This window comes from Eisenbergiella tayi (assembly GCF_001881565.1).
Classification (GTDB): Bacteria; Bacillota; Clostridia; order Lachnospirales; family Lachnospiraceae; genus Eisenbergiella; species Eisenbergiella tayi.
The window spans coordinates 165,126-187,771 of the sequence record NZ_MPDJ01000004.1 but is presented as its reverse complement, the minus strand read 5'-3'; the positions used below and the strand labels follow the sequence as shown (position 1 = coordinate 187,771).

Here is a 22,646-nt window from a genome sequence, read left to right as displayed (position 1 = left end):
ATGGCATATCAAATACTCTTAGTAATTAGTCCTGTAATTACGATGCCTTTTCTTTCAAGAAGTTTAGGAGTGACGGGTATTGGTAAATATAGCTATTCATACACAATGACAAGTTATTTTGTACTTATAGCAACATTAGGATGTGATACATATGGTAGACGAGAAATATCATATGTAAAAGATTCTATTTTGGAGAGAAGTGAACGATTTTGGAGTATACAGATAGTAAAATGCATAGCTACTATATTTGTATTTGTAATCTATATTATTTTTTGTATTATTAGTGATAATACTATTATTTTGTTGATACTTGGTATACATTTAATAAACGTTCCATTAAATATAGGATGGTATTATCAAGGTATTGAAAAATTTAGAACATTGACAACTCGTGGATTTACATTAAAATTAATTGATTTATTATTTGTTATAATATTTATTCATAAACCAGATGATTTGACTTTATATGTTGTTGGTAGTAGTACAATTGCATTAGTGACTTTTGTGATACTTTGGTATGACCTTAGAAAAACGATATTTAAAATTCCCATTAGAAGATTAACAATAAAGAAAGATTTGAGAAATAGTTTAGTGTTCTTTCTACCATCAATAGCGACTTCAATATATACATTATTGGATAAAACAATGCTTGGTATTTTTACTGGTGATTATATAGAAAATGGATACTATGAACAAGCATTAAAAATAAATCAAGTATTCTTGAAAATAGTTTTAGCCTTTGGTACGGTTTTATTACCGCAGATAGCATATTCTTATAAGCAAGGTAAATATAGTGAAGTAAATGAGTATATTAACAAATCGATGAGATATGTTTATTTTATGGCATTTCCTATAGCTTTTGGATTATGTAGTATTTCAGATTTATTTGTTCCATGGTTCTTTGGAAATGAGTTTCTGAAAGTATCAATGATTTTACAGATTAGTGGATTTATTATCTTATTTCAGGGTATGAGTGATACTATAGGAATGCAATATCTTGTAGCAATTGGAAAACAAAAAAAATATATCATTTCATTATTTATTGGTGCAATTTCCAATTTTTTATGTAATCTTGTATTAATACATGCATTGCAATCAATAGGGGCAACGATAGCCTCTTTAATTAGTGAAGCTATAATTGTCTCATTCCAAATAATTTTTGTAAAAAACAAATTAGAAGTCAATAAATTGATAAAAACAAGTAGAAATTATTTTGTTAGTGCTATAGTCATGTTTATTATAACAAAAGTTGTAGCAAACCAATTAGATGCATCGATAATAAATACTGTAATAGTAGTTATTTTGGGGGGATTCTGCTATTTTGCTTTTTTATTTTTTATTAAAGATCCATTAATAATAGATGTTGTGAAATCAACATTGTTAAAAAAGACGAGTAATAAATAGGTTCTTTGAGATAAACAACTATATTACGAAAATATGTAATTTATAGAAAAAAGTTTATAAATAATAGAATTTAATGTTACAAATTTTCTTTTTTTGTTATATGGATGGTAATCTACTTACATAATATTAAATTATTAATAAATATTTTTATAAAACCATACAAAAGTCACAAAATCACAACAAATATCAAAATAACGCAATTGTCCCACCCCCTCCCTTTCCCTATAATAAAAATATCAAAAAAAGGAGGGGTTTTTCTATGAAAAAGAAACAACTACTAAGCATTCTTCTAACCGCCGTCATGGCTCTGTCTCTGACAGCCTGCGGCAATTCCGGCAATACCCCGCAGGAATCCGCAGCGTCCAATTCCACTACCACACCATCCACCGAAAGCTCCCAACCCGCAGGAACCGAAGCCGCCGATACATCATCGCAGGCCGATCCCTTCGGCAAATATGCCGATCCGCTGGAAATCCATTTTGTCCGCGCCACCGATGACACCATCGAAACCAACGTGCTCGCCAACCTTCCAGGCCAGACCCTGGAAGATAACTTCTGGCTGGACACCTACGAGGAAGAGCTGGGAATCAAAGTTGTATACGACTGGATTGTTAAAGGCGATGATGAATTCAACCAGAAGATGAACGTATCCATGGCAAGTGAAGATCTTCCCGACGTTATGTGCGTCACCTCCACACAGATGATGCAGCTTATCGATGCCGGACTGGTACAGGAAATGGGGCCTGTTTTTGAACAGTATGCAACCGATTTCACCAAAGAAGTTATGTATCAGGAAGGAGATTCTCCCTTCCTGGCAGGACAGAAGGACGGCGTGCAGTATGGTCTTCCGGTTACCGGCGGCAGCGTTGATTCCGTAGATCTTATGTGGATTCGTACCGACTGGCTGGAAAAGCTGAATCTGGAAGTACCCACGACTATGGATGAAGTGATGAACATGATAGATCAGTTTGTGAACGCTGACTTTGACGGCAACGGCCAGAAAGATACCGTAGGTATCGGCATTGCAGGAACCTCCCTTCTGGGCGGCGGTTTCGGCGGCTTGAGAGGATTTTTCAACGCTTATGGCGCATATCCAGGCATTTGGGTGGAAAAAGACGGACAGCTTGCTTACGGCGCAATTCAGCCTGAATGCAAGACAGCGCTGGCAGCTCTTCATGACATGTATGAAAAAGGCTACATTGATGCTGAGTTCGGTGTAAAAGATTCCACTAAAGCCGGTGAATCGGCAGCGGCAGGAAAATGCGGCTTTTCCTTCGGACAGCAGTGGCTTTCCCTCACTCCTTTCCAGTCCTGTAAAGACAATGATTCCGACAGCCAGTGGTCTGCATATCCGCTTCCCAGTGCAACCGGCGAGCCCTCCACAGCACAGGCGGATTTGGGAACCAACAGATGGATTGCTGTAAATAAGAATTTCGAAAATCCGGAAGCTGTTGTTAAGATGATTAATCTGTTTATCGAAAAATGCTGGGGAGAAACAGGAGATAACGGAAAATACTATGCGCCTCCGGAAGCGGAAGGTGTATGGAAGCTTTCTCCTATCCAGTGTTCCATGCCCGAAAAGAATCTGCAGGCTTATCTGGATATTGAAGCCGCCCGTCAGTCCAGGGATGCGTCTTCCCTTACCGGTGAGGCCAAGTCTATTCAGGATAAACTGGACAGCTATTATTCAGGAAGTGACGAAGGCTTTGCTTTATGGGGATGGGAGAGAATCTACGGACCTGCGCCCAGTTCCTATTCTTCCATTAATGAGATGAATGAAAGCGGCCGTATCATGATTAATAAGTTTGTAGGCGCGCCGACGGAAACAATGACAGAGAAACTTTCCACACTGGAAACCATGCGTGATGAAATCTACACTAAGATTATTATCGGCGAATCCTCTATTGATGATTTTGATACCTTTGTGGCAGATTTCAATAAATTAGGCGGAGATGATATGACAGCGGAAGTAAATGAGTGGTATTCTTCTGTGAAATAAGCAGCTTCGTAAGAATAACGGGTACCAGACCATGCGGCCCATCGGTTTTATGCCGGGCCGCATGGGATTTCTTACCAAAAGGTTTAAAGGAGTGGGAGAATATGGCGGCTTCTAAGATAAATCATAAAAAAAAGCATGTGCTCAAGAGGGAACTTCCTTTGCACATGATGCTCATACCGGGAATTATTTTCACTTTTATATTTTGTTATATCCCTATGGCAGGTATGGTAATTGCATTTCAGAAATTCATTCCGGCCAAGGGGCTGTTCGGGGATCAGAAATGGATTGGCCTCGATAACTTTACATATCTCATCAACATGCCGGGAGCGATGTCAGCCTTAAGAAATACCGTTGTCATTGCTTTTTTTAAAATCGTATTGGGGCTTGTGGTTCCCATTACGGTGGCGATATTGCTTAATGAAGTGCGCTCCAGCAAATTCCGGAGGACAGTACAGACTGCCATTTACCTTCCCTATTTCCTTTCCTGGGTGGTTCTTGGCGGCGTTATGATAGATATTCTTTCCCCTTCCCAGGGTATTGTGAACCAGGTTCTGAATCTGTTCGGTATTGATTCTATTTTTTTCCTGGGAAGCAATAAATGGTTTCAGCCCACAATTATCATGACTGATGTATGGAAGGGCTTTGGCTTTGGCACAGTAGTATATCTGGCGGCCATCACGGGGATTGATCTCAGCCTCTATGAAGCGGCAACCATGGACGGAGCGAACCGGTTTCAGAAAATGTGGCATGTAACGCTGCCGGGTATCCGTATGATTGTAGTATTGATGTGTGTCCTGGCTTTGGGGAATGTGCTGAATGCAGGATTCGATCAGGTGCTGAATCTGTACAGTCCTCAGGTTTATGAAACAGGCGATATTATTGATACCTTTATCTACCGCATAGGGCTGATAGATGCCCAGTTTGGCCCGGCGACTGCGATGGGTGTGTTTAAGTCGGCAGTTTCCTGTCTGTTCATATCGGTTTCTTATTACGTTGCCTATAAGTTTTTTGATTACCGGATATTCTGACAGTGAAAACGGGAGGTAGACCAAGATGAAACAAAACAAGAAGAAAACAGGGGCGGTCACGGTCAGGGAATCCGTTGGCTCCCGGATTTTTACCATAGTAAATACCCTTATACTGGTTTTTCTGGCGTTGATCTGTATTCTGCCGTTAATCAATATCCTGGCAGTTTCCTTAAGCTCCAATGCCGCGGCTACGGCAGGTCTTGTGAAGCTGGTGCCGGTGGAATTCACACTGAAATCCTATGAATATGTGGCAAAGAGGGCGGCATTCTGGAAATCGCTGGGAGTGACAATTCTACGCTGTCTCCTCGGTGTTTCCCTGAATGTGCTGATGTGTGTTCTTACGGCCTATCCGCTGTCAAAGGATAACAGCAAGCTGCGGATGCGGACGGGATATACCTGGTTCTTTTTTATCACCATGCTGATCAATGCGGGGCTGATTCCCTGGTATATGACAATAAAAAGTGTACATCTGCTGGGAACCATATGGGCGCTGGTACTTCCCGGAGCGGTTCCGGTATTCAGCGTGGTGCTGATGCTGAACTTTTTCCGGGCAATTCCGGAGGAACTGGAGGAGGCAGCATTTATGGACGGTGCGAATCATTGGAATATCCTGGCGAGGATTTATATTCCTCTTTCCAAGGCCAGTATAGCCACGATTTGTCTGTTCGCCCTGGTTTATCATTGGAATTCCTGGTTTGACGGGATTATCCTGATGAATAAGCCAACCCAGTATCCTCTGCAGAGCTATCTGCAGACAATAATCATACAGGGGGACACCTCTGTAAACAGTACCACAGACTGGCAGACCATGGCACTGGTTTCAGACAGAACGGTGAAGTGCGCGCAGATTTTCCTGTCCACCCTGCCTATTGTGGCTGCCTATCCTTTTTTACAGAGGTATTTTGTAAAAGGTATGGTAATGGGATCCGTAAAGGGATAGAATAGTAAAAAATGCATGGGGAGGCCGTGGAGATGTTTAAATCGAAAACATTCAGAAAGATGTTGATTTCCATTACCCTGGTATGTTTTTGTTTTTATGGAATCGGTCTCTTCAGCAACCTATACAGCCGCAGGGTGCTGGCAAATCAGATACAGGATACTCTGGATTCCAAGGTCCGTTTTTGGGAAGAACAGCTGGAGCAGGAAGTGACAAGCCTTCTGCTCACCCAAAGCAGCCTGACGGATGACAGCAACCTTCTGAAGCTTCATGTGATGTGGGACAGCATGAGCAGCTATCAGAGAAATGAAGCCATTAAGCAGTTTTCCTACCGGCTTCTCAATATCAAGGTGCTTCATGGAATCGCGGCCTCGATAAACACATATTTCCCGGAACGAAGAATGGTAGTCAGTGCGGATGCCCCCATTCTGGATGAGTATGAAGAGGATATATTTGAAGGATATGAGCAGTTTTATCTTACGGAAGAGGGAGATATCTGTCTGACTGTTTATTTTCCCTTTTATGGAAGTCCGCGGGAAGATAAACTGCCCCATTATTATATCCGTACCACCATCACCCCCTATACGCTGCAGGATACGCTGTCGGAAATGCTGGGTGAAGACGAGGGGATTCTTTTTCTTATGGACGCGGAAGAAGGAAGGGTATTGGCGGGATCCGGGAAAAAGCTCATGGAAGATGTGGCGGAAACACCGGTTTTAAATGCGGTCAGAAAGCAGCTGACAGAGGCGGAAGACGAGGAAATGATCCATGTATCGGAGGATGGTTTCGCTTCCGGATGCCTGTTTCCAAAGCTGGGTGTCTGGCTGGTTTACTGCTATCCGGACAGGATTCTCGAAGAGCCGCTGGATTTTTTCGGGATATTTAATATTGCACTGACTGTGCTTGCACTTGTTCTGATTGTGAGCTATGCCTGGTATGCGAGAAAATCCTTTGCAAAGCCGCTGGATAAAATTATGCAGGCTATGGAGGATTTTCAGGATAAGGAAAGCTTTTTGATAGAAGAGCAGGATCGGGATGACAGGGATGAGCTGACTGTGATATACCACCGGTATAATAAAATCGTAAAAAAGACGGAAAGCCTTATCCGGGAAAATCTGGATTCTAAGTACAGGGTACATATCGCGGAACTGAGGCAGTTACAGTACCAGATACAGCCGCATTTTCTGTATAACAGCATTTTCCTGATTTACCGGATGGCGCGGATGGATGAAAACGAAACGATGGCCGAGTATGCCGAACATCTGGGGAAATATTATCAGTATATTACCCGGGTGGGAAATTCCATGGTAAAGGTGAGACAGGAGATCAGCCACATAGAGAATTATCTGGCCATACAGGAAACCCGGTTCGGAGAGCGGATCCGGGCATTTCTGGGGGATACGCCGGAGGAGGTAAAGGATATGGATATTATGCCGCTGATTTTACAGCCTCTGGTGGAAAATGCATATGAGCACGGGATGAAGGATTGTATGCGGGATGGACAAATATGGATTTCCATGTGTTATGAATCCGGAATTTTCAGTTTTACAGTGGAAGATAACGGGCCGGGAATGTCGGAGGAAGAACTGATCGGGGTATGTCGGAAAATGGAAGAAGGAACGATTGAAACGGAAGAAATCCATGCCATTTCCAACACGAATATCCGGTTGAAGCTTCATTATGGGGAGGGGAGCGGCCTGACCTTTGAAAACAGGGAGGAAGGCGGATTCCGGGTTACAGCCCGTATACTTTTGGGAGAAGGACAGAATCATGGATAGTATAAAATGCAGCCGGGCGGAGGCAGGGCCGGAGGGTGACAGGGAACGTGGGGGAAAGCCCTGGTATAATCTTCTGATTGTGGATGACGAACCTCTGATCCTGGAAAGTCTTTATCATATGCTGGTGAAGCGGTATGGCAGGAAATTCCTTATTTACCAGGCGGCTTCTGCGGATGAAGCATTAGAGCAGTTTAAAAGCATCCGCGTGGATCTACTGATGACGGATATCCGTATGCCCGGTATGGACGGGCTTTCTCTTGTCAGGATCGTGGAAAAAGAATGGCCGGACTGTCTTACGGTATTTCTTACAGGGCATAGTGAATTTGAATATGCAAGACAGGCCGTGAGCAGCAGGACGATAGGATATGTGCTGAAGCTGGATGGGGACAGGGCCATTGAAGAAATAATCGATAAGGCCTACGACAGGCTGGAGCGGGAATATGAGGAAAAAAGCAGGTATCTGAAAATGAGCGCTTCCTGGCAGGAAGCGGCGCCGCTTCTGCAGCAGGATATACTGAAGCAGATGATTACTACGGAAAAATGGACGGAAAAGAAGAAGAACTCCCTGTACCAGAAAATCCAGGCATCCGGCATGGAGCTTTCTATGGATGAGAGTTTTCTGATAGCAGCGATATCCATGCCGCCGATAGAAAATGTTCAGAAAATGGAGTGTGAACCGGCAGCATTGCCGCCGGTGGAAAACCCTCAGCAGCTGTCCGAAGAGGAAATATCTTGCGGCAATGTCTGGAATGCAGTCACGATGAGCCGGATTCAGTCTGTCATCATGGAGAGCCTGAAATATGCTTTTCATGCGTATTCTGCATCAGTCTCCACCCATCTTTTTCTGATGCTTGCCCAGTCGGAGGACAACAGACCCCAGAGGCTGAAGGGATTTTTGGAGATCGCGCTGTCCATGTGTGAACGTATGGGGCTGAAAGCGCCGCAGATATATCTTTATGAAGAACAGACGGATTTGGAAGGGCTGACGGATGCTTTTTCCGTATTGGGGAGAAAACGGTTTGAACTGACCGGAGAAGGGGAAATTATCCTCTGCGGAAAGGATGCGGCCCTGTCTGACTATACATGGCGGGAGGAAGGTCCTGTCATGGGCCGTTTTAATGTGGAAAAGCTGTCGGAAAGCTTAAGCTATGGAAATGCCGCGGATTTCAGGCTTATTATGGAAGAGGTTAAGCAAAATACGCCGGAAGAAAATCCTGCGGCACAGATAGCGGTGTATACCACCTTTGCATCTTTGCTTCTTCAGGCGATATTGAATTATCTGCCTGAGGAAAGCATGCTGCTTACCCACCGTAATCTGGGACAGATAGCGAATTACAGCGCGCACAGAGGCTTCCTGGATGCCTGCCGCTGCCTGGAAGGGCTGGCGGATGAGTACTTCCGATGCAGGGAGGCGGTTCATGAAAATTCCGATCATTATATAGTACATAAGGTGAATGCGTATATTATGGAGCATCTGTCGGAGGATTTGTCCATGACTGTGATAGGGGAAGTGGTGGGGCTGCATCCTTCCTATCTGTCCAGGCTGTATAAAAAGGTAACAAACCTGTCGCTGGGGCAGTATATCACAGCCAGAAGGCTGGATTTGGCCAGGGAGCTTCTGGCGGATCCCTGCCTGAGAACACAAAGCATTGCGGAACAGACAGGGCTGAATACAGCGTCATATTTCACTCATTTTTTTAAAAAGAATACGGGAATGACGCCTCAGGAATACAGAAACCAGATGATGGAGGGATTATCTTACCAAGGCGGCGAACAGGAATGCTGCCGGTAAAAGACAGAAAGGGAGGATGAAGGATCATGTGTATTATGTGGGAAAGCAAAGGGAATAAGACCTTATTCCGGCTGAATGGAGAAGAGGCGCTGTTAATTGTGACTCCGGAAGGAATGACGGATACCTTCGAAGAAAAAGAAGAGGGCGTATTTTTATGGCACAGGACGACGGAGGAGCCGGTGGTTTCCATGTGTATGGAGGCTGAAACGCTGTTCGTGCCGGAACACACTATGGTCCCGGCAGTTTCCTATGACGGAAACCCATGGGGAAAAGATCACGAGTACAAGGGACTGGAAAAAGATGGAGCGGCCTATTCCTATGCCTTTCATCGCTGTGCGGTACCCGGAGCGACCTGTTCCTGGAATGAAAAACTGGGAACTGCGCTGTTCGGCACAGGCTCCTGTTCCGGGAGTATGCAGAAATCAGCGGAAGGTCATATGCATCACCGTGTCCTGTGGCCGGAGGAAGAAGGGCCGCAGGTGCTTTATTCCGATTGCTGGGGACCGGCTTTCAGAGGAATAATGGAACCTTCTGCTTCCTTTAACGCGTGGATATGCATAGGTGAGGGAAAAGATGCGGCAAAGAAAATGCTTCATACAGCATGGAAACAGGAGTATGCAGCGAAAAAGCCTGTGCGGAAAACAGAGGAGGTCTGGAAGCTCAGTTCGGATTATGCTCGTTTATTATATACGGAAGAGGAGGACGGGCTTCGCGCTTTCAGCATTGGGTTTACCTGGAATGGAAAGGAATGGGTGAAACGGCCCGACTTTAAATATGAAATTGGATGGTGCGGACAGAATGCTTCTTTAGCGCTCTCGCTTTTATACGATTATCAGATGAACGGCAGGGAGGAATCCCTTCGATATGGGACTGCAGTCCTGGACAGCTGGGTGGAAAAAGCAAGAAGCAAAGAAGGGCTGCTCCTTACGCGGTATGATCCGGAGGATTCCCTTATCGATGCCTGTAATCTGGGAACGGCGGGGCAGCAGTTTTTTGAAGCGTATGATCAGGCGAAAAGAATGGGACTGGATAAAAAGAACTGGCTGGATGCCGCTTTTGAAATCTGTGAATTCGCCATGTCCAGACAGCGTCTGGACGGCGGTATCGGCATGAGCTGGAACAGAGACGGTTCCCCCCATGAGCTGAAGGGGACGGCCGGAGCCTTTTTAATCCTGCCTTTGGCGGAAGCCTTTCTGCGTACCGGTGAGGACAGATATAGTATTGCCGCTGTGAGGGCTTATTCTTACTATTACAGGGAATTCGCCAATAACGGTTATGGAACAAGCGGGGCGCTGGATACCTGCTGTATCGATAAAGAGTCGGTGATTCCTCTTTTAAAAGGCGGGCTGCTTATGTACAGGGCAACCGGTTTTGATAAATATCTGGAGATGGCGGAGGAAGCGGCCTGGTATCTGTCTGCTTGGCAGTGGCATCAGACAGTGAAATATCTTGCGGATACGGTGCTCGGAAAAATGGGATATGATACCTTCGGAGGAACGGCGGTTTCCACCTCCCACCATCACCTGGATCCCTTTGCGCTCTGTTATGTGCCGGATTTGCTTGAACTTTCTGAACGAACCGGCAGGGAGGAATGGAAGCAGAGAGCCCTTGCCATATGGAGAAACGGGGTTCAGGGGATTTCAGATGGGACAATGCAGCTGATGCAGGCAGGACCCAGGCCGGCGGGAAGCTGTGATGAAGGGATTCTTCACACACGGTGGGGTAATTACAAAACGGATTGTGAGAATGGCAGCTGGGGCAGTATTTTCAGTGTGACTCAATGGCTCGTTGCATGGCCCTGTGCATTCCGGCTGGAAGTACTTAGAAAATGCGGCAACTGGAATTTACTGGATGGCTTATTTTAATGGGGGAAAGTGTAATGATTCAATGGAAGAAAAAAGGATTGGATACCTGTTTTTATAAAGACGGGCTGCAATTGGCAAGGGCCATAGGGGCGGAAGGCTGTGAGGACAGTTTTGAAGAAATAGAAACCGGTGTATTCTGCTGGAAAAGGAAATGCCGTCCTGCGGTACGCATGGTTATGGAGCTGCGTGCGGCATATTCTCCGGATTTTACCATGATTCCGGGAGTCAATTATAACGGCAACGGATGGGGAACCTTTTGTGAGTATACACTAGACCGGTATCATGGGGAACCCTGGCAGTACGGATGGCACAGGGCGTCTGTGGCGGCTATGACCTATTCGGAGAAGGAGCTGGAAGGAAATTTGATCAGCGTCGCTTTCTTCGGAGAAGAAAACGGCGGCAACAGCTGCCAGCTATTTGAAGACAATGGGGAAGAAGTGCACCGTATCTGCTGGCCGGAGACGGAAAGCCCGAAAGCCTTGTACCTGTACAGGCTGGGTGAAGCATGGCATGGCAGCATGGAACCGAAGGATACCTTTATTTCCTATATAGTACTGGAGGAAAACGGAAAAGCCAAATTCGGTTATCGCAGGGCTTTGGATGCCGCATGGAAGCTGAACGACAGGGAGCGGCCGCTTCCTCTTTCTCAGGAAGAGGTCTGGGAAGCAGGCATTGCCTATGCAAAGACACTCTACACGGAGGAAGAGGATGGCTTCTGCGGCTTTAATATCGGATTGGCTTGGGAGGGAAATGCATGGAAAAAACGGGAGGCGAATAAATACGAGATCGGCTGGTGCGGCCAGAACGGGATGCTGGCAAATGCCCTGTTATGTGAGGCGCTTCATTCCGGTGATAAGGAAGCGGAGACAATGGGATTCGGGGTATTGGACAGCTGGCTGGAGAAAGCCACGCTGCCGGTTGGAGTGGTTGCCAGTTATTATGATCCGGGACAGGACAGATATCTGGAGGCCTGCGATTTGGGAACGGCAGGCCTTGCCTATTTCGAAGCCGCCCAGCTTTCTGAAAAGCTTGGAAGTAACGGCGGAAAATATCTTCAGGCCGCTTATCAGATCTGTGATTTCGCCGTCAGGATACAGGACGGGAACGGCCGGTTTGCAAAATGCTGGCATGAGGACGGCAGCGTTGCCATAAGGGAGGGTACCGTCGGTGCATTCCTGGTGCTGCCTCTGCTGGAAGGCTATCGGCAGTCCGGGGATGAGAGCTACTTAAAAGCAGCCATAAAAGGAACCAAAATATATCTGGAAGAATTAAAGACCCATGGTTTTACCACAGCCGGTGCGCTGGATATTTTCTCTATTGATAAGGAATCCGGGATTCCGCTGCTGAAAGCGTCGACAGAGCTTTACCGGCTGACAGGGGAGAAGGTGTGGCTGGAGGCGGCCAGGGACAGCGCCTGGTATCTTTCCACCTGGCAGTATACCCATACCTGTCATTTCGGCCCGTCCTGCATACTGGGGCAGACCGGTTATGATTCCTTCGGCGGCACGCTTGTATCCACCGTCCATGAGGGAATTGATCCCTTTGCCCTCTGCTATGTTCCCGAACTGTATTACTTATGGAAAGAGACAGGGGAAGAGCGTTGGCTGCAAAGAGCCAGGGCAATCTGGAGAAATGGCTGTCAGCATATATCGGACGGGACTTTGGTCATTGACGGCAAGCAAAGGCCAAAGGGCAGCCAGGATGAAAGCTATACGGTGACAAGGCAGGGAACTCATGGAAGGAAGGCTGATCCGGATGCCCTAAGGCCGGATTCTATCGGAATCGCTTCCCAGTGGCTGGTGGCCTGGCCCGGCTCCTTCCGCATGGAAGTTTTGAGGCGTCTGAAGGATGAAGCGGAAATGTGGAACTGAATAAATACAGGCATGTACATTTGTCTTGTTGGAAGAAGGAATATAGAAAGAAAAGGAAGAGCAGCTTATGACAGAACAAGGTAGATATTTTTATGTTGACAGTATAAAAGGAGATGATTCCTGTTCCGGTTTTACACCGGAGGAAGCCTGGAGGAGTCTGGAAAAGGTAAATGAACTGATTTTTCAGCCGGGGGACCACATCCGTTTCCGCAGAGGAGGAGAATGGCACGGCATGCTTCGTTTTCAGGGAAACGGAAGCGCCTGGTCGCCCATTGCAGTGGAAGCCTATGGGGAAGGCGGGATGCCCCAAATACATGGTGACGGATGTTATGCGGCAGTTTTGCTGGAAGGCGTCAGCCATTGGAGGGTAAAGGAACTGGCCGTGACAAATGAGGCCGAAACCCGCAGCGTACGCCAGGGAATATGCATCTGCGGCAGCCCGCAGGGGATTACAGAGGATATTGTGATTGAAGGCTGTGAAATCAGCCGTGTTGCCGGTGAAAACCGGAGAGCGAGGGATGTATACCAAAGTATGTACTGGAACTCCGGAATTTATGTGACCATGCCCGGACGTTCTTCGGATAAGAACCATCTTCATGATATTATTATCAGCAGCAATTACGTGCATGATGTGCTCACCAGCGGCATTCGTGTAAACCAGCAGGAAGATTTTATCAACGATATCCATCATACGCATGTGGTGGTGAGAGGAAACCGGATTGAAAGAACCGGAAGCGACGGAATCATTGTAGCCAACTGTATTTCCCCTCTGATAGACGGAAATGTCTGCCTGAATGCAGGAGCGCTGGGAAGTCTGGAGGATACCAGGCTGATTGCCGGCATCTGGGTATGTGCTGTCTCGGATGCCCTGATTCAGCGTAATGAGGTGGGAGGTACCCGCCTGTTCGAAAATGACGGGACAGCCTTTGATACGGATTGGGGAACCGCAGGTGATACCATTTTCCAGTACAATTATACGCATGATAACCAGGGCGGCTTCTGGCTGGACTGCATGGGAATCAATAGGAACCGGGAATGCGGAAAAACAATACTGCGCTATAACATCAGCATTGATGACAAACGCTGCCTGATTCAGGATGATTACGGCCTGCCCGCCCACCTTTACGGAAATTTATTTATAAACAGTGAGGAAGGTCCTCTGATCTGCTGCCACAAGGAAGGAGAATCTCATATCTTCCGGAATAATATATTCCATTTCGTCGGCAAACCGGCAAACGGATGGCAGAAATCCTCTTTCCAAAGGAATTGGTATAGCGGCAATACCGGATTCCCGGAAAGCGACAGGGAAGCGTCCGGAGATGTCCCTTTCTGCCTTTCCGGCCTGCTGGATAATAAGCCGGTTTCCAGGGAAGAATGCGAAAAATTCTGGAACCTTCTCGCGGCTCTTGGGGATGAATAATTCCGGCATGTAAGAATGGTTCTTATGGGTATAAATGATATATTTTTTGTAAGCGATATTACGTTTAAATAATTGCTTAATATTTCATTATTAATATAGACTTTACAAATACCTTATGCTATAATACCCCTACGGGAGGTGATAATAAGAGATGTCAGATAATGAAATACTTCAGCAAATATTGGCTGTTACCCAGTCTTTAAAAGCAGATGTGAGCTCTTTAAAAACAGATGTTGGATCATTAAAAGCAGATGTGAGCTCCTTAAAGACAGATGTGGGAACTTTAAAAACAGATGTAAGCTCCTTAAAGACAGATGTTGAGTCCTTAAAAACAGACATGAAGACTGTTAAGTCGGATGTGCAGGATTTAAAGTCAGATGTCCGGACGCTGAAGACAGATATGCAGGATACGAAACATCGGATTACTTCTCTGGAATTGACATTGGAAAATGAGACCAACCGCAATATCCGCCTTATAGCAGAAGGCCATTTGGATTTAGGCAGGAAACTGGATCAGGCGCTGGTGGTTGAAAATCAAAAAGAAATGCTGCTTATTCGTGTAAATACGCTAGAAAATGAAATGCGTAAATTAAAGGAACAGATGGTTACCACATCCTGAAAATAAATCAATACTATCGGGAATGTAAATCCTTAAAAAGAATTTGCATTCTCTTTTTTTGCAAATAAATAGGAATGGTTCAGGTCTGTCTGAACTTTTACAGAAAATATAAGAAACAGCATCATTTTAAATAACCTGCTTGATTTATTCTTCATGTCTGGATAAAATAAAAAATAGGTCTATAGTAGTATGAGATTTGAAAAAAATGAGTTGACGGGGGATAATCCTTTGAATTACAAAAAAATGAAAAACCTCTTTCTGAGACAATCCTATCTGGATTCATGGGAAGACTATGAGAACAGCCTGAGAAAGCCCAGCTTTATTAAATGGGATTACATCATCCTTACTGCGTCCAATGAAGAACAGGCGCGTACGTACCGGGAACAAATCGATTACAGGCTGGCCCAGGGGCTGCTTCCCGCAGGAACGCACTATGCGGTGCTTCCCGATCCGGATGGCAAGCGGGTGGGATCCGGCGGCGCAACCTTCCATGTCCTGAAATATATTGCGGAAAAAGAACAGCAGGAGAGCGCGGCTAATCTGTTTAAGAACCGCCGGATATTGGTAATTCATTCAGGAGGAGACAGCAAAAGGGTTCCTCAATACTCGGCCTGCGGCAAACTCTTTTCCCCGGTACCAAGGCAGCTGCCTAACGGTTATGCATCCACGCTGTTTGACGAATTCATAATCGGGATGTCAGGCGTTCCATCCAGAATCCCTGAGGGAATGCTGATATTATCCGGGGATGTGCTTTTGCTTTTTAATCCTCTGCAGATTGATTTTAACTATCATGGTGCAGCGGCTATTTCTATGAAGGAAAATGTATTGACCGGTAAGGATCATGGCGTTTTCCTGAATGATGGCAATGACTATGTCGGTCAATTCCTGCACAAGCAAAGCGAAGAACGTCTGCGGGAGCTTGGAGCGGTGAACGGACAGGATAATGTAGATCTGGATACCGGGGCCGTGATAATGGATTCCGATCTCCTTTATGCCCTCTTCAGCCTGATCAGTACGGACGGCCGTTTTGATGATGTTAAATTCAGGGAATTTGTCAATGAAGAAGCCAGAATCAGCTTTTATGGTGATTTCCTGTATCCTTTGGCCCGATCCTCCACATTAAAGCAGTATTACAGGGAGGCCGCGGAAGGAACGATAAATGATAAGCTTCTCGCCTGCCGCAGGAAAATATGGGAGGTGCTGTCGCCTTATTCCATGAAGCTGCTGTGCCTGTCTCCCGCAGAATTTATCCACTTCGGAACAACGACGGAGCTGCGCAGGCTTGTGACCGCTGACGTGGAAGATTATGAATTCCTGGACTGGAAAAAGCAGGTGGCTACGACCGCGCCGGAGCAGGCTCCCTATGCCGCGCATAACAGCTATGTGGGCAAGCGTGCCAGGGTTTCGGCAGGAGCATATCTGGAAGACAGCTATATTCTGGATGAAACGCAGATCGGACAGGGGAGTGTAATCTCCAATGTAAAACTAAGAAATGTGTCGGTTCCCGATCATGTGGTGCTTCATGGCCTGCGTCTGCTGGACGGAAGATTTGTTATAAGAATTTACGGCGTGGAGGATAATCCAAAGGGAACCCTGGAAAAGGGTGCCGGCTTTTTGGGAACAAGCCTTCCGGCATTTTTGGAAAAGAATGGTTTGTCGGCGGAGGATATATGGGAAAACGGCGAGCATTATTTATGGTTCGCCGCTCTTTACCCTGCGGCGGATACGATGGAAGAGGCTATCAGGTTATCCCTGATCGTGAAACGGATGGCGGACGGCGCGGCCTCGCCCGAAGAGAGGGAAGAATGGAAAAAGGCGGATCGGAAGAGCCTGTATTCCAGCTTTAATGAAGCGGATGTCCTGGCTATCAGCAGATGGCAGCATGAGCTGGAAAGCCGTATCCTTGCCAGCAAATTTGTCTGGGCTATTGAGGGCGGAAGCTATTACAAGGATGCTCTGGGGGTATTCGGCGCTCATGGCATCAGTTCCGATATTTATGAGATGCTTCTGGAGGATGCCGAGAAAGCGGCATTTTCCCTGAAAATACGTATTTACTACGCACTGGCTCAGTATATGAAGGAAAAACGAATCACCTTCCATGGAAAGGGATATGATTCTCTGGAGGCCATGTGTTTTGGAACGATTCAGAAAACCATTTATGACAGCGCGGCGGCGAAGCTGCCATCCAGCCAGGATTACCGCATTGCCAGGGATGAGGTTTCCGTAGAACTTCCTGTGCGCGTGAACTGGGGCGGCGGGTGGACGGATACGCCTCCTCACTGCAATGAAAGAGGAGGTGCGGTGCTCAATGCGGCATTGAAGCTGAACGGCATATATCCCATTCAGATCCGGGTAAAACGTCTGAAACAGCTGCATGTGGAATTTGCCAGTACGGATATCGGGGCGTCAGGCAGCGTGGAAACCGTGGAAGAAATTCAGGACTGTCACAATCCTTATGATTCTTTTGCCCTTCATAAAGCGGCGCTTATAGCCTGCGGCATTATTCCTCTGCAGGGGGGAAATCTGGAAGAAATCTGCCGACGTCTTGGCGGAGGCATCAGCCTTTCCACCAGAGTAGTGGGAATTCCGCAGGGCTCAGGACTGGGAACCAGCAGTATCCTGTCCGGAGCCTGTGTGAAGGGGCTTTTTGAGTTCCTGGGCAGGGAAACGTCGGAAGAGGAGATTTATGATATTGTTCTGAATATGGAACAGATTATGAGCACGGGCGGAGGCTGGCAGGATCAGGTCGGCGGGCTGAGTCCGGGGATTAAATTCATTACTTCCATGCCCGGGATTGATCAGAAAATCAAAGTGGAAAAGGTACAGCTTTCCGATAAAATGAAGAAGGAACTGCAGGAACGTTTCGTGCTCGTTTATACCGGACAGCGCAGGCTGGCCCGTAATCTGCTCCGTGATGTGGTGGGAGGTTATCTGGGAGGACGTCCGGAGTCCATTGATGCCCTGGAAAAAATGCAGAATCTGGCCGTTCTGATGAAGTTTGCCCTGGAAAGAGAGAATCTGGATGCTTTTATGGATCTGCTGAACCAGCACTGGGAGCTTTCCAAGCAGCTGGATGCCGGATCCACCAATACCTGTATTGAACAGATTTTTATGGCGTGTGAAGATATGATAGATGCGAGATTCATTGCAGGGGCAGGCGGGGGAGGCTTCCTTCAGATGATTCTGAAAAAAGGAATAACAAAAGAGATGCTGAAAGACCGGCTTCATGAAATATTCCAGGAAAGCGGCGTGGATGTCTGGGACAGTACCTTTGTATAAAGAATAAGGAAATGCAGAGAGCGGGAAGGTTTATCTTTCCCGCTTTTTGCATTTCTGATCCAGAAGCTTCTTCGCATCCTCCAGATGTTCACGGCATAAAATACGGTAATGAATCCATCCTCCGTCACCGCATGGATATTTTCCGTCAATAACTTCTTTCGTATAAGGCAGCAAATCATTATAAACAGCCTCATACTGTCTGTTATCCATTCTCAGCATCAGTTCAAAAGCCTGATCCTCGGCGAAAATATCACAGATATGTTTACTTTTTATGCTGTGCTTGACTCCCCATCCGTAGCTGTTCCCGTAGGGAAAACGGATTAGAGTCTGTGTGTTCCATTCTTCTGTAAGATAGCTGTTCAGTTCCTGAAACAGAACTCCGTTGGCACCGCAGTAGGTGATTAAGTCTTCCATGGAAGGGACTTCCTGTTTGTTCAGCATTTTTTCATACATAGGCGGCCTCCTGTATTTTTTGATTCGCATTTCAATTCAGTATAGCATAATAAAGCTGACAACAGGTGTCATATTATTTATTTTCCTTTACAAATTATTTTATTTATGATAGGATTCTATTACCGACCGACAATCTGTCGGTAAATGATAAAAAGAAAACAAATATCGCTGTTCGCATAGGAATATGTGACTGTATACACAGGCAGGAGAGTACAATGAGAGTGGTAAAGGAAGCGGAAGAGCGCAGAAATGAAATACTGGATGCGGCGGATATGCTTTTTGCCGACAAGGGCTTTGATAACACAAGCACCAACGATATCCTGGAGAAGGTGGGAATTGCCAGAGGGACTCTGTATTATCATTTTAAGTCAAAAGAGGATATTCTGGATGCCCTGATTAAGCGCTGTCAGGAACAGATAATAAGCGCTGCCGGGGAAATTGCTGCGGATAAGGGGATTCCGGTGCCCCGGCGCATTACCGGTGTGGTACGTGCCATGAGTATCAGCCACGAAAGCGGTAAGGAGATGAAGAAACAGATGCATAAGCCGCAGAATGCACTGATGCACCAGAAGTCTCAGGCGGCTGTGCTGAAGGGTGTGACTCCGGTTCTTACAGAGGTGGTGCAGGATGGCATCAGGGAAGGACTGTTTTCCACGCCTTATCCCCGTGAATGTATGGAAATGCTGCTGGTGTATGCCGGAACCGTATTTGACGATATGATGGACGATACACAGGAAGTACAGGAACAGCGAATCCGCGCTTTTATCTTTCATGCGGAGAGAATGCTGGGAGCGGAAAGCGGCAGCCTTGAGCCAGATATGCTGCAGATGTTCACAGACGGACCCGCTGCCTGCGGTGACAGCTGTCCTGCCGTATCAGGATAAGGCTGTCAAAGGACTTGAATATGCGTTCAGGCGCGTGGATAGGAGTTGGAATGATATTTAAAATGATCCGTAATGATCTGACTAAAAATAAGATAATTACGCTTGCAGCCACTGTATTTATTGCCGCTGCGGCTTTGCTTGTTTCGCTGGCTGCGCTTCTCGCCATTGATCTGGCGGGAGCGGTGGATGCCTTAATGGAGCAGGCACAGACGCCTCATTTTATGCAGATGCACACAGGAGATTTCAGCCGTGAAGCCCTGGAACAGTTTGCTGCGGAAAACGAAAATGTGGAGAGCTTTCAGATAATGCCGTTTCTGAATATAGAGGGCGGAAAGATACGGTTAGGGGATAACACGCTGTCGGGCACCACGCAGGATAACGGACTGACCATACAGGGAGCAAATTTTGACTACCTGCTTGATTTGGACGGAAACCGGATACAGCCACAGGAAGGGGAAATATATGTACCTGTCTGCTATATGCGCGATAATACGGCAGGTCTGGGAGAGACTGCCGATATCGGAGGCATTTCATTCCGTATAGCCGGTTTTTTGCGTGATTCCCAGATGAATTCCATGCTGTCCTCCTCCAAACGTTTTCTGGTGAATCCCAGTGATTATGAGAAAGCGGCAGGCCTGGGGAAGGAAGAGTACCTGATAGAATTCAGGCTGAAGGAGGGCACGGACCCGTCCGCCTTTTCCAATGCTTATACGGCGGAGGGCCTTCCCGCAAACGGCCCTGCGATCACGTATCCCCTTATAAAAATGATCAATGCCATGTCGGATGGCATTATGATCGGTTTGCTTCTGCTGGTAAGTATTCTGGCGGTGCTCATCGCCCTGCTGTGTATCCGTTTTACCCTTCTGTCCCAGATAGAAGAGGATTACCGGGAGATAGGAGTGATGAAAGCCATCGGCATCCGGATTGCCGGCATGAAACAGATTTATCTCATAAAATATGCGATATTGGGCGGCACAGGCTGTCTTGCCGGTTTTCTGTTTTCCCTGCTGCTGCGGGAACCGATGCTGGGAAGTATCAGGCAGAACATGGGGGATGCGGGAAAAGGCTCCCTCTCTCTGGCAGCCGGATTCTGTGGCGCTGCGATCGTTTTGGCGGTTATCCTTATTTTTGTAAACAGGGTGCTGAATCGTTTCCGTAAGATATCACCCTCCCGGGCCATCGGCTTTGGCTTTGAGGAAGAGTCGGGCGGAACATCCGGCCGTTTTTTCCACAGGATCAGCCGCCTGCTTGGAGTGAATGCGGCCTATGGCCTGCAGGATGTTGTATCCCGGAAAAAGATATATGCGACTATTTTGACCGTACTTGTTTTCGCAGTGTTCATCGTTGTCGTCCCCCGGAACCTGTACAGTACTATTGCGGACGAAAGCTTTTCCACTTATATGGGAATCGGGGACTGTGATCTGCGGATGGATATCCAGCAGACGGATGCTGTTGCGGAAAAGGCCGGAAGAATAGGGGAGGAACTGGAAAAAGACAATTCGGTTGCCGGTTATACGGTGCTTCATACCAAAAACTTCACTTTGAAGAATACGGACGATGAGGAAGAAAGCATCAAAATAGAGTTCGGCGACCATAAAGCATTCCCTGTAACCTACGCGAAAGGCGATGCCCCTGTTTCGGAGAATCAAATCGCCCTTTCCGCCCTTTTGGCAAAGGAGCTTGGAAAAGAGGTGGGCAGTACGCTGACACTTCGTACAGGGACAGGTGAGAAAACGCTGACGGTATGCGGTATTTATTCCGATATCACAAATGGAGGGAAGACTGCGAAGGCAGTTTTTGAGGACACGGATGCGGATATTATGTGGAGTGTGGTATATGCAAAGCTGTCCGATTCCTCTTTGGCGGCGGAAACGGCGCTCCGCTACAGAGCAAAATTCCCTTTTGCTAAAATTACGGATATCCGGGAATATGTATCACAGACATACGGGCAGACCCTGCGGTCGGTAAACTGGGCGGCTGATGCAGCCGCGGCGGCGGCCGTACTCATCACAGCGTTTATTACCCTGCTTTTTGTCAGGCTGCTGATAGCGAAAGACAGGTATGCGATTGCCGTTATGAAGGCAGCCGGTTTTACCAACACGGATATCCGGCTGCAATATATATTCCGTCTGATATCTGTAATGCTTGCCGGCATCCTTCTTGGAATCCTTCTTGCCAATACGGCAGGAGAAAAGCTGGCAGGAGCGGTTCTTTCCTCACTTGGCGCCGCCGCCTTCCGCTTTCGGATAAATCCGCTGTATTCCTTCCTGCTTTGCCCGTTATGGATGGTCTGCTCGGTTCTTGTGGCGGCCTTAGCCGGAGTACAGGCGGTGAAGAGGATAAACACTGGGGAACACTTAAAAGAAGTATAGATTGGATGCCATTTGGCACAGAAGGAAAAGCAAATGAAAGAAATCATCAGCGGAAAAGGCATCATAAAGACATTTGGACAGGGCGGGGAAAAAAGACGGGTATTGGACGGCGTGGACATATCGGTGGAGGAAGGGGAATTTATCTCTGTCATGGGCCCCTCCGGTTCAGGAAAATCCACTCTGCTGTATGCCTGCAGCGGCATGGACAGCATTGACGGCGGAAAAATATCCTTTTGCGGCAGGGAACTGTCATCATTCAGGGAAAAAGAACTTGCCGATCTGCGCAGGACGCGGATGGGTTTTGTATTCCAGCAGCCCTCTCTTTTGAAGAACCTGAATATCCTGGATAATATCGTTTTCCCGTCCCTTAGGGATCACAGAAAAAATGCCGGTCAGTTAATGGAAAGGGCGAAAGAATTGATGGAAAGGACCGGGATAAGCCAGCTTGAAAAAAGGAAGGTCACCCAGGTTTCCGGCGGCCAGCTTCAGCGAGCGGGAATATGCCGCGCCCTTATGAACCAGCCGGAAATCGTTTTCGGGGATGAACCCACCGGGGCCCTGAATTCCAGGGCATCGGGAGAAATCATGGATCTTTTCTCCGAGATTAACGGACAGGGAACGGCAGTTATGCTCGTAACCCATGATGCCGCAATTGCGGCGCGGACCCGCCGCGTTTTGTTCTTATCTGACGGCCAGGTTGCGGGAGAATTGAGGTTGCCCCGGAATTCGGGCCTCAGTCATGCGGCCAAAATGGATAAAGTATTGGAAAAAATGCGTCTGCTGGAGATCTGAAGGTTTCCTGCCAGGTACAGATAAAAAAAGCGCCGCGCTCTGCCTGAGGTTCTTTCTCGCGTCAGGGTATTCATCGTCCGCGCTGTGGCCTTACGCTCCCCACTTTCCTTCGGCCTGTGTCCGGCCAGATGCTTTGCTGTTGGGCATGGGCAG

At 47.1% G+C, this 22,646-nt stretch carries 15 protein-coding genes; 14 read left to right on the top strand and 1 reads right to left on the bottom strand.

Annotation, left to right across the window (positions count from 1 at the left end; genetic code table 11):
• The 11 genes from BLA28_RS15470 (at position 1) to BLA28_RS15420 (ending at position 17,992) form a co-directional block, all read left to right on the top strand.
• Complete coding sequence (locus tag BLA28_RS15470) at positions 1-1,404, top strand: flippase (RefSeq protein WP_069158621.1); 1,404 nt, start codon at positions 1-3, stop codon at positions 1,402-1,404.
• 259 nt (positions 1,405-1,663) lie between these two features.
• Positions 1,664-3,403 (top strand): extracellular solute-binding protein, encoded by a 1,740-nt coding sequence (locus BLA28_RS15465; RefSeq protein WP_069158087.1) that lies wholly within the window; start codon positions 1,664-1,666, stop codon positions 3,401-3,403.
• A 101-nt stretch (positions 3,404-3,504) separates the two neighbouring features.
• Positions 3,505-4,431 (top strand): ABC transporter permease, encoded by a 927-nt coding sequence (locus BLA28_RS15460; RefSeq protein WP_069152535.1) that lies wholly within the window; start codon positions 3,505-3,507, stop codon positions 4,429-4,431.
• A gap of 25 nt (positions 4,432-4,456) precedes the next feature.
• Positions 4,457-5,371 carry a carbohydrate ABC transporter permease gene (locus BLA28_RS15455; protein WP_069158086.1) on the top strand — a complete coding sequence of 305 codons (915 nt, stop codon included), beginning with the start codon at positions 4,457-4,459 and terminating at the stop codon, positions 5,369-5,371.
• A gap of 32 nt (positions 5,372-5,403) precedes the next feature.
• On the top strand, positions 5,404-7,146 hold the full coding sequence (locus BLA28_RS15450) for a sensor histidine kinase (RefSeq protein ID WP_071699255.1): 1,743 nt from the start codon (positions 5,404-5,406) through the stop codon (positions 7,144-7,146).
• Complete coding sequence (locus tag BLA28_RS15445; protein WP_069158084.1) at positions 7,139-8,938, top strand: helix-turn-helix domain-containing protein; 1,800 nt, start codon at positions 7,139-7,141, stop codon at positions 8,936-8,938. Before BLA28_RS15450 ends, BLA28_RS15445 begins: the two co-directional genes overlap by 8 nt.
• Positions 8,939-8,964: 26 nt before the next feature.
• Positions 8,965-10,803, top strand: a complete 1,839-nt coding sequence (locus BLA28_RS15440; protein WP_069158083.1) for a hypothetical protein — start codon at positions 8,965-8,967, stop codon at positions 10,801-10,803.
• 14 nt (positions 10,804-10,817) lie between these two features.
• Complete coding sequence (locus tag BLA28_RS15435; RefSeq protein ID WP_141702948.1) at positions 10,818-12,674, top strand: hypothetical protein; 1,857 nt, start codon at positions 10,818-10,820, stop codon at positions 12,672-12,674.
• Positions 12,675-12,741: 67 nt separating this feature from the next.
• On the top strand, positions 12,742-14,094 hold the full coding sequence (locus BLA28_RS15430; RefSeq protein WP_069158081.1) for a right-handed parallel beta-helix repeat-containing protein: 1,353 nt from the start codon (positions 12,742-12,744) through the stop codon (positions 14,092-14,094).
• A gap of 151 nt (positions 14,095-14,245) precedes the next feature.
• Positions 14,246-14,713, top strand: coding sequence for a CCDC90 family protein (locus tag BLA28_RS15425; RefSeq protein WP_081330079.1), 468 nt, complete (start codon positions 14,246-14,248; stop codon positions 14,711-14,713).
• Between the two features lie 228 nt (positions 14,714-14,941).
• Positions 14,942-17,992 (top strand): fucose pyrophosphorylase domain-containing protein, encoded by a 3,051-nt coding sequence (locus BLA28_RS15420; RefSeq protein WP_176726831.1) that lies wholly within the window; start codon positions 14,942-14,944, stop codon positions 17,990-17,992.
• A 30-nt stretch (positions 17,993-18,022) separates the two neighbouring features.
• Here BLA28_RS15420 and BLA28_RS15415 read toward each other — a convergent pair whose 3' ends face one another.
• The gene (locus BLA28_RS15415; RefSeq protein WP_069158079.1) at positions 18,023-18,445 is read right to left on the bottom strand and encodes a DUF3788 domain-containing protein; all 423 of its coding nucleotides are present in this window, start codon (positions 18,443-18,445) and stop codon (positions 18,023-18,025) included.
• Between the two features lie 215 nt (positions 18,446-18,660).
• On the opposite strand from BLA28_RS15415, the gene BLA28_RS15410 reads away from it, so the two are divergent.
• The 3 genes from BLA28_RS15410 to BLA28_RS15400 are packed head-to-tail and all read left to right on the top strand — an operon-like array spanning position 18,661 to position 22,493.
• A complete protein-coding gene (locus tag BLA28_RS15410; protein ID WP_069158078.1) occupies positions 18,661-19,329 on the top strand; it encodes a TetR/AcrR family transcriptional regulator in 669 nt (222 codons plus the stop codon).
• 50 nt (positions 19,330-19,379) lie between these two features.
• The gene (locus BLA28_RS15405; protein WP_069158619.1) at positions 19,380-21,701 is read left to right on the top strand and encodes an ABC transporter permease; all 2,322 of its coding nucleotides are present in this window, start codon (positions 19,380-19,382) and stop codon (positions 21,699-21,701) included.
• Positions 21,702-21,734: 33 nt separating this feature from the next.
• Positions 21,735-22,493 carry an ABC transporter ATP-binding protein gene (locus BLA28_RS15400; protein WP_069158077.1) on the top strand — a complete coding sequence of 253 codons (759 nt, stop codon included), beginning with the start codon at positions 21,735-21,737 and terminating at the stop codon, positions 22,491-22,493.
• The last annotated feature ends 153 nt before the right edge of the window (positions 22,494-22,646 follow it).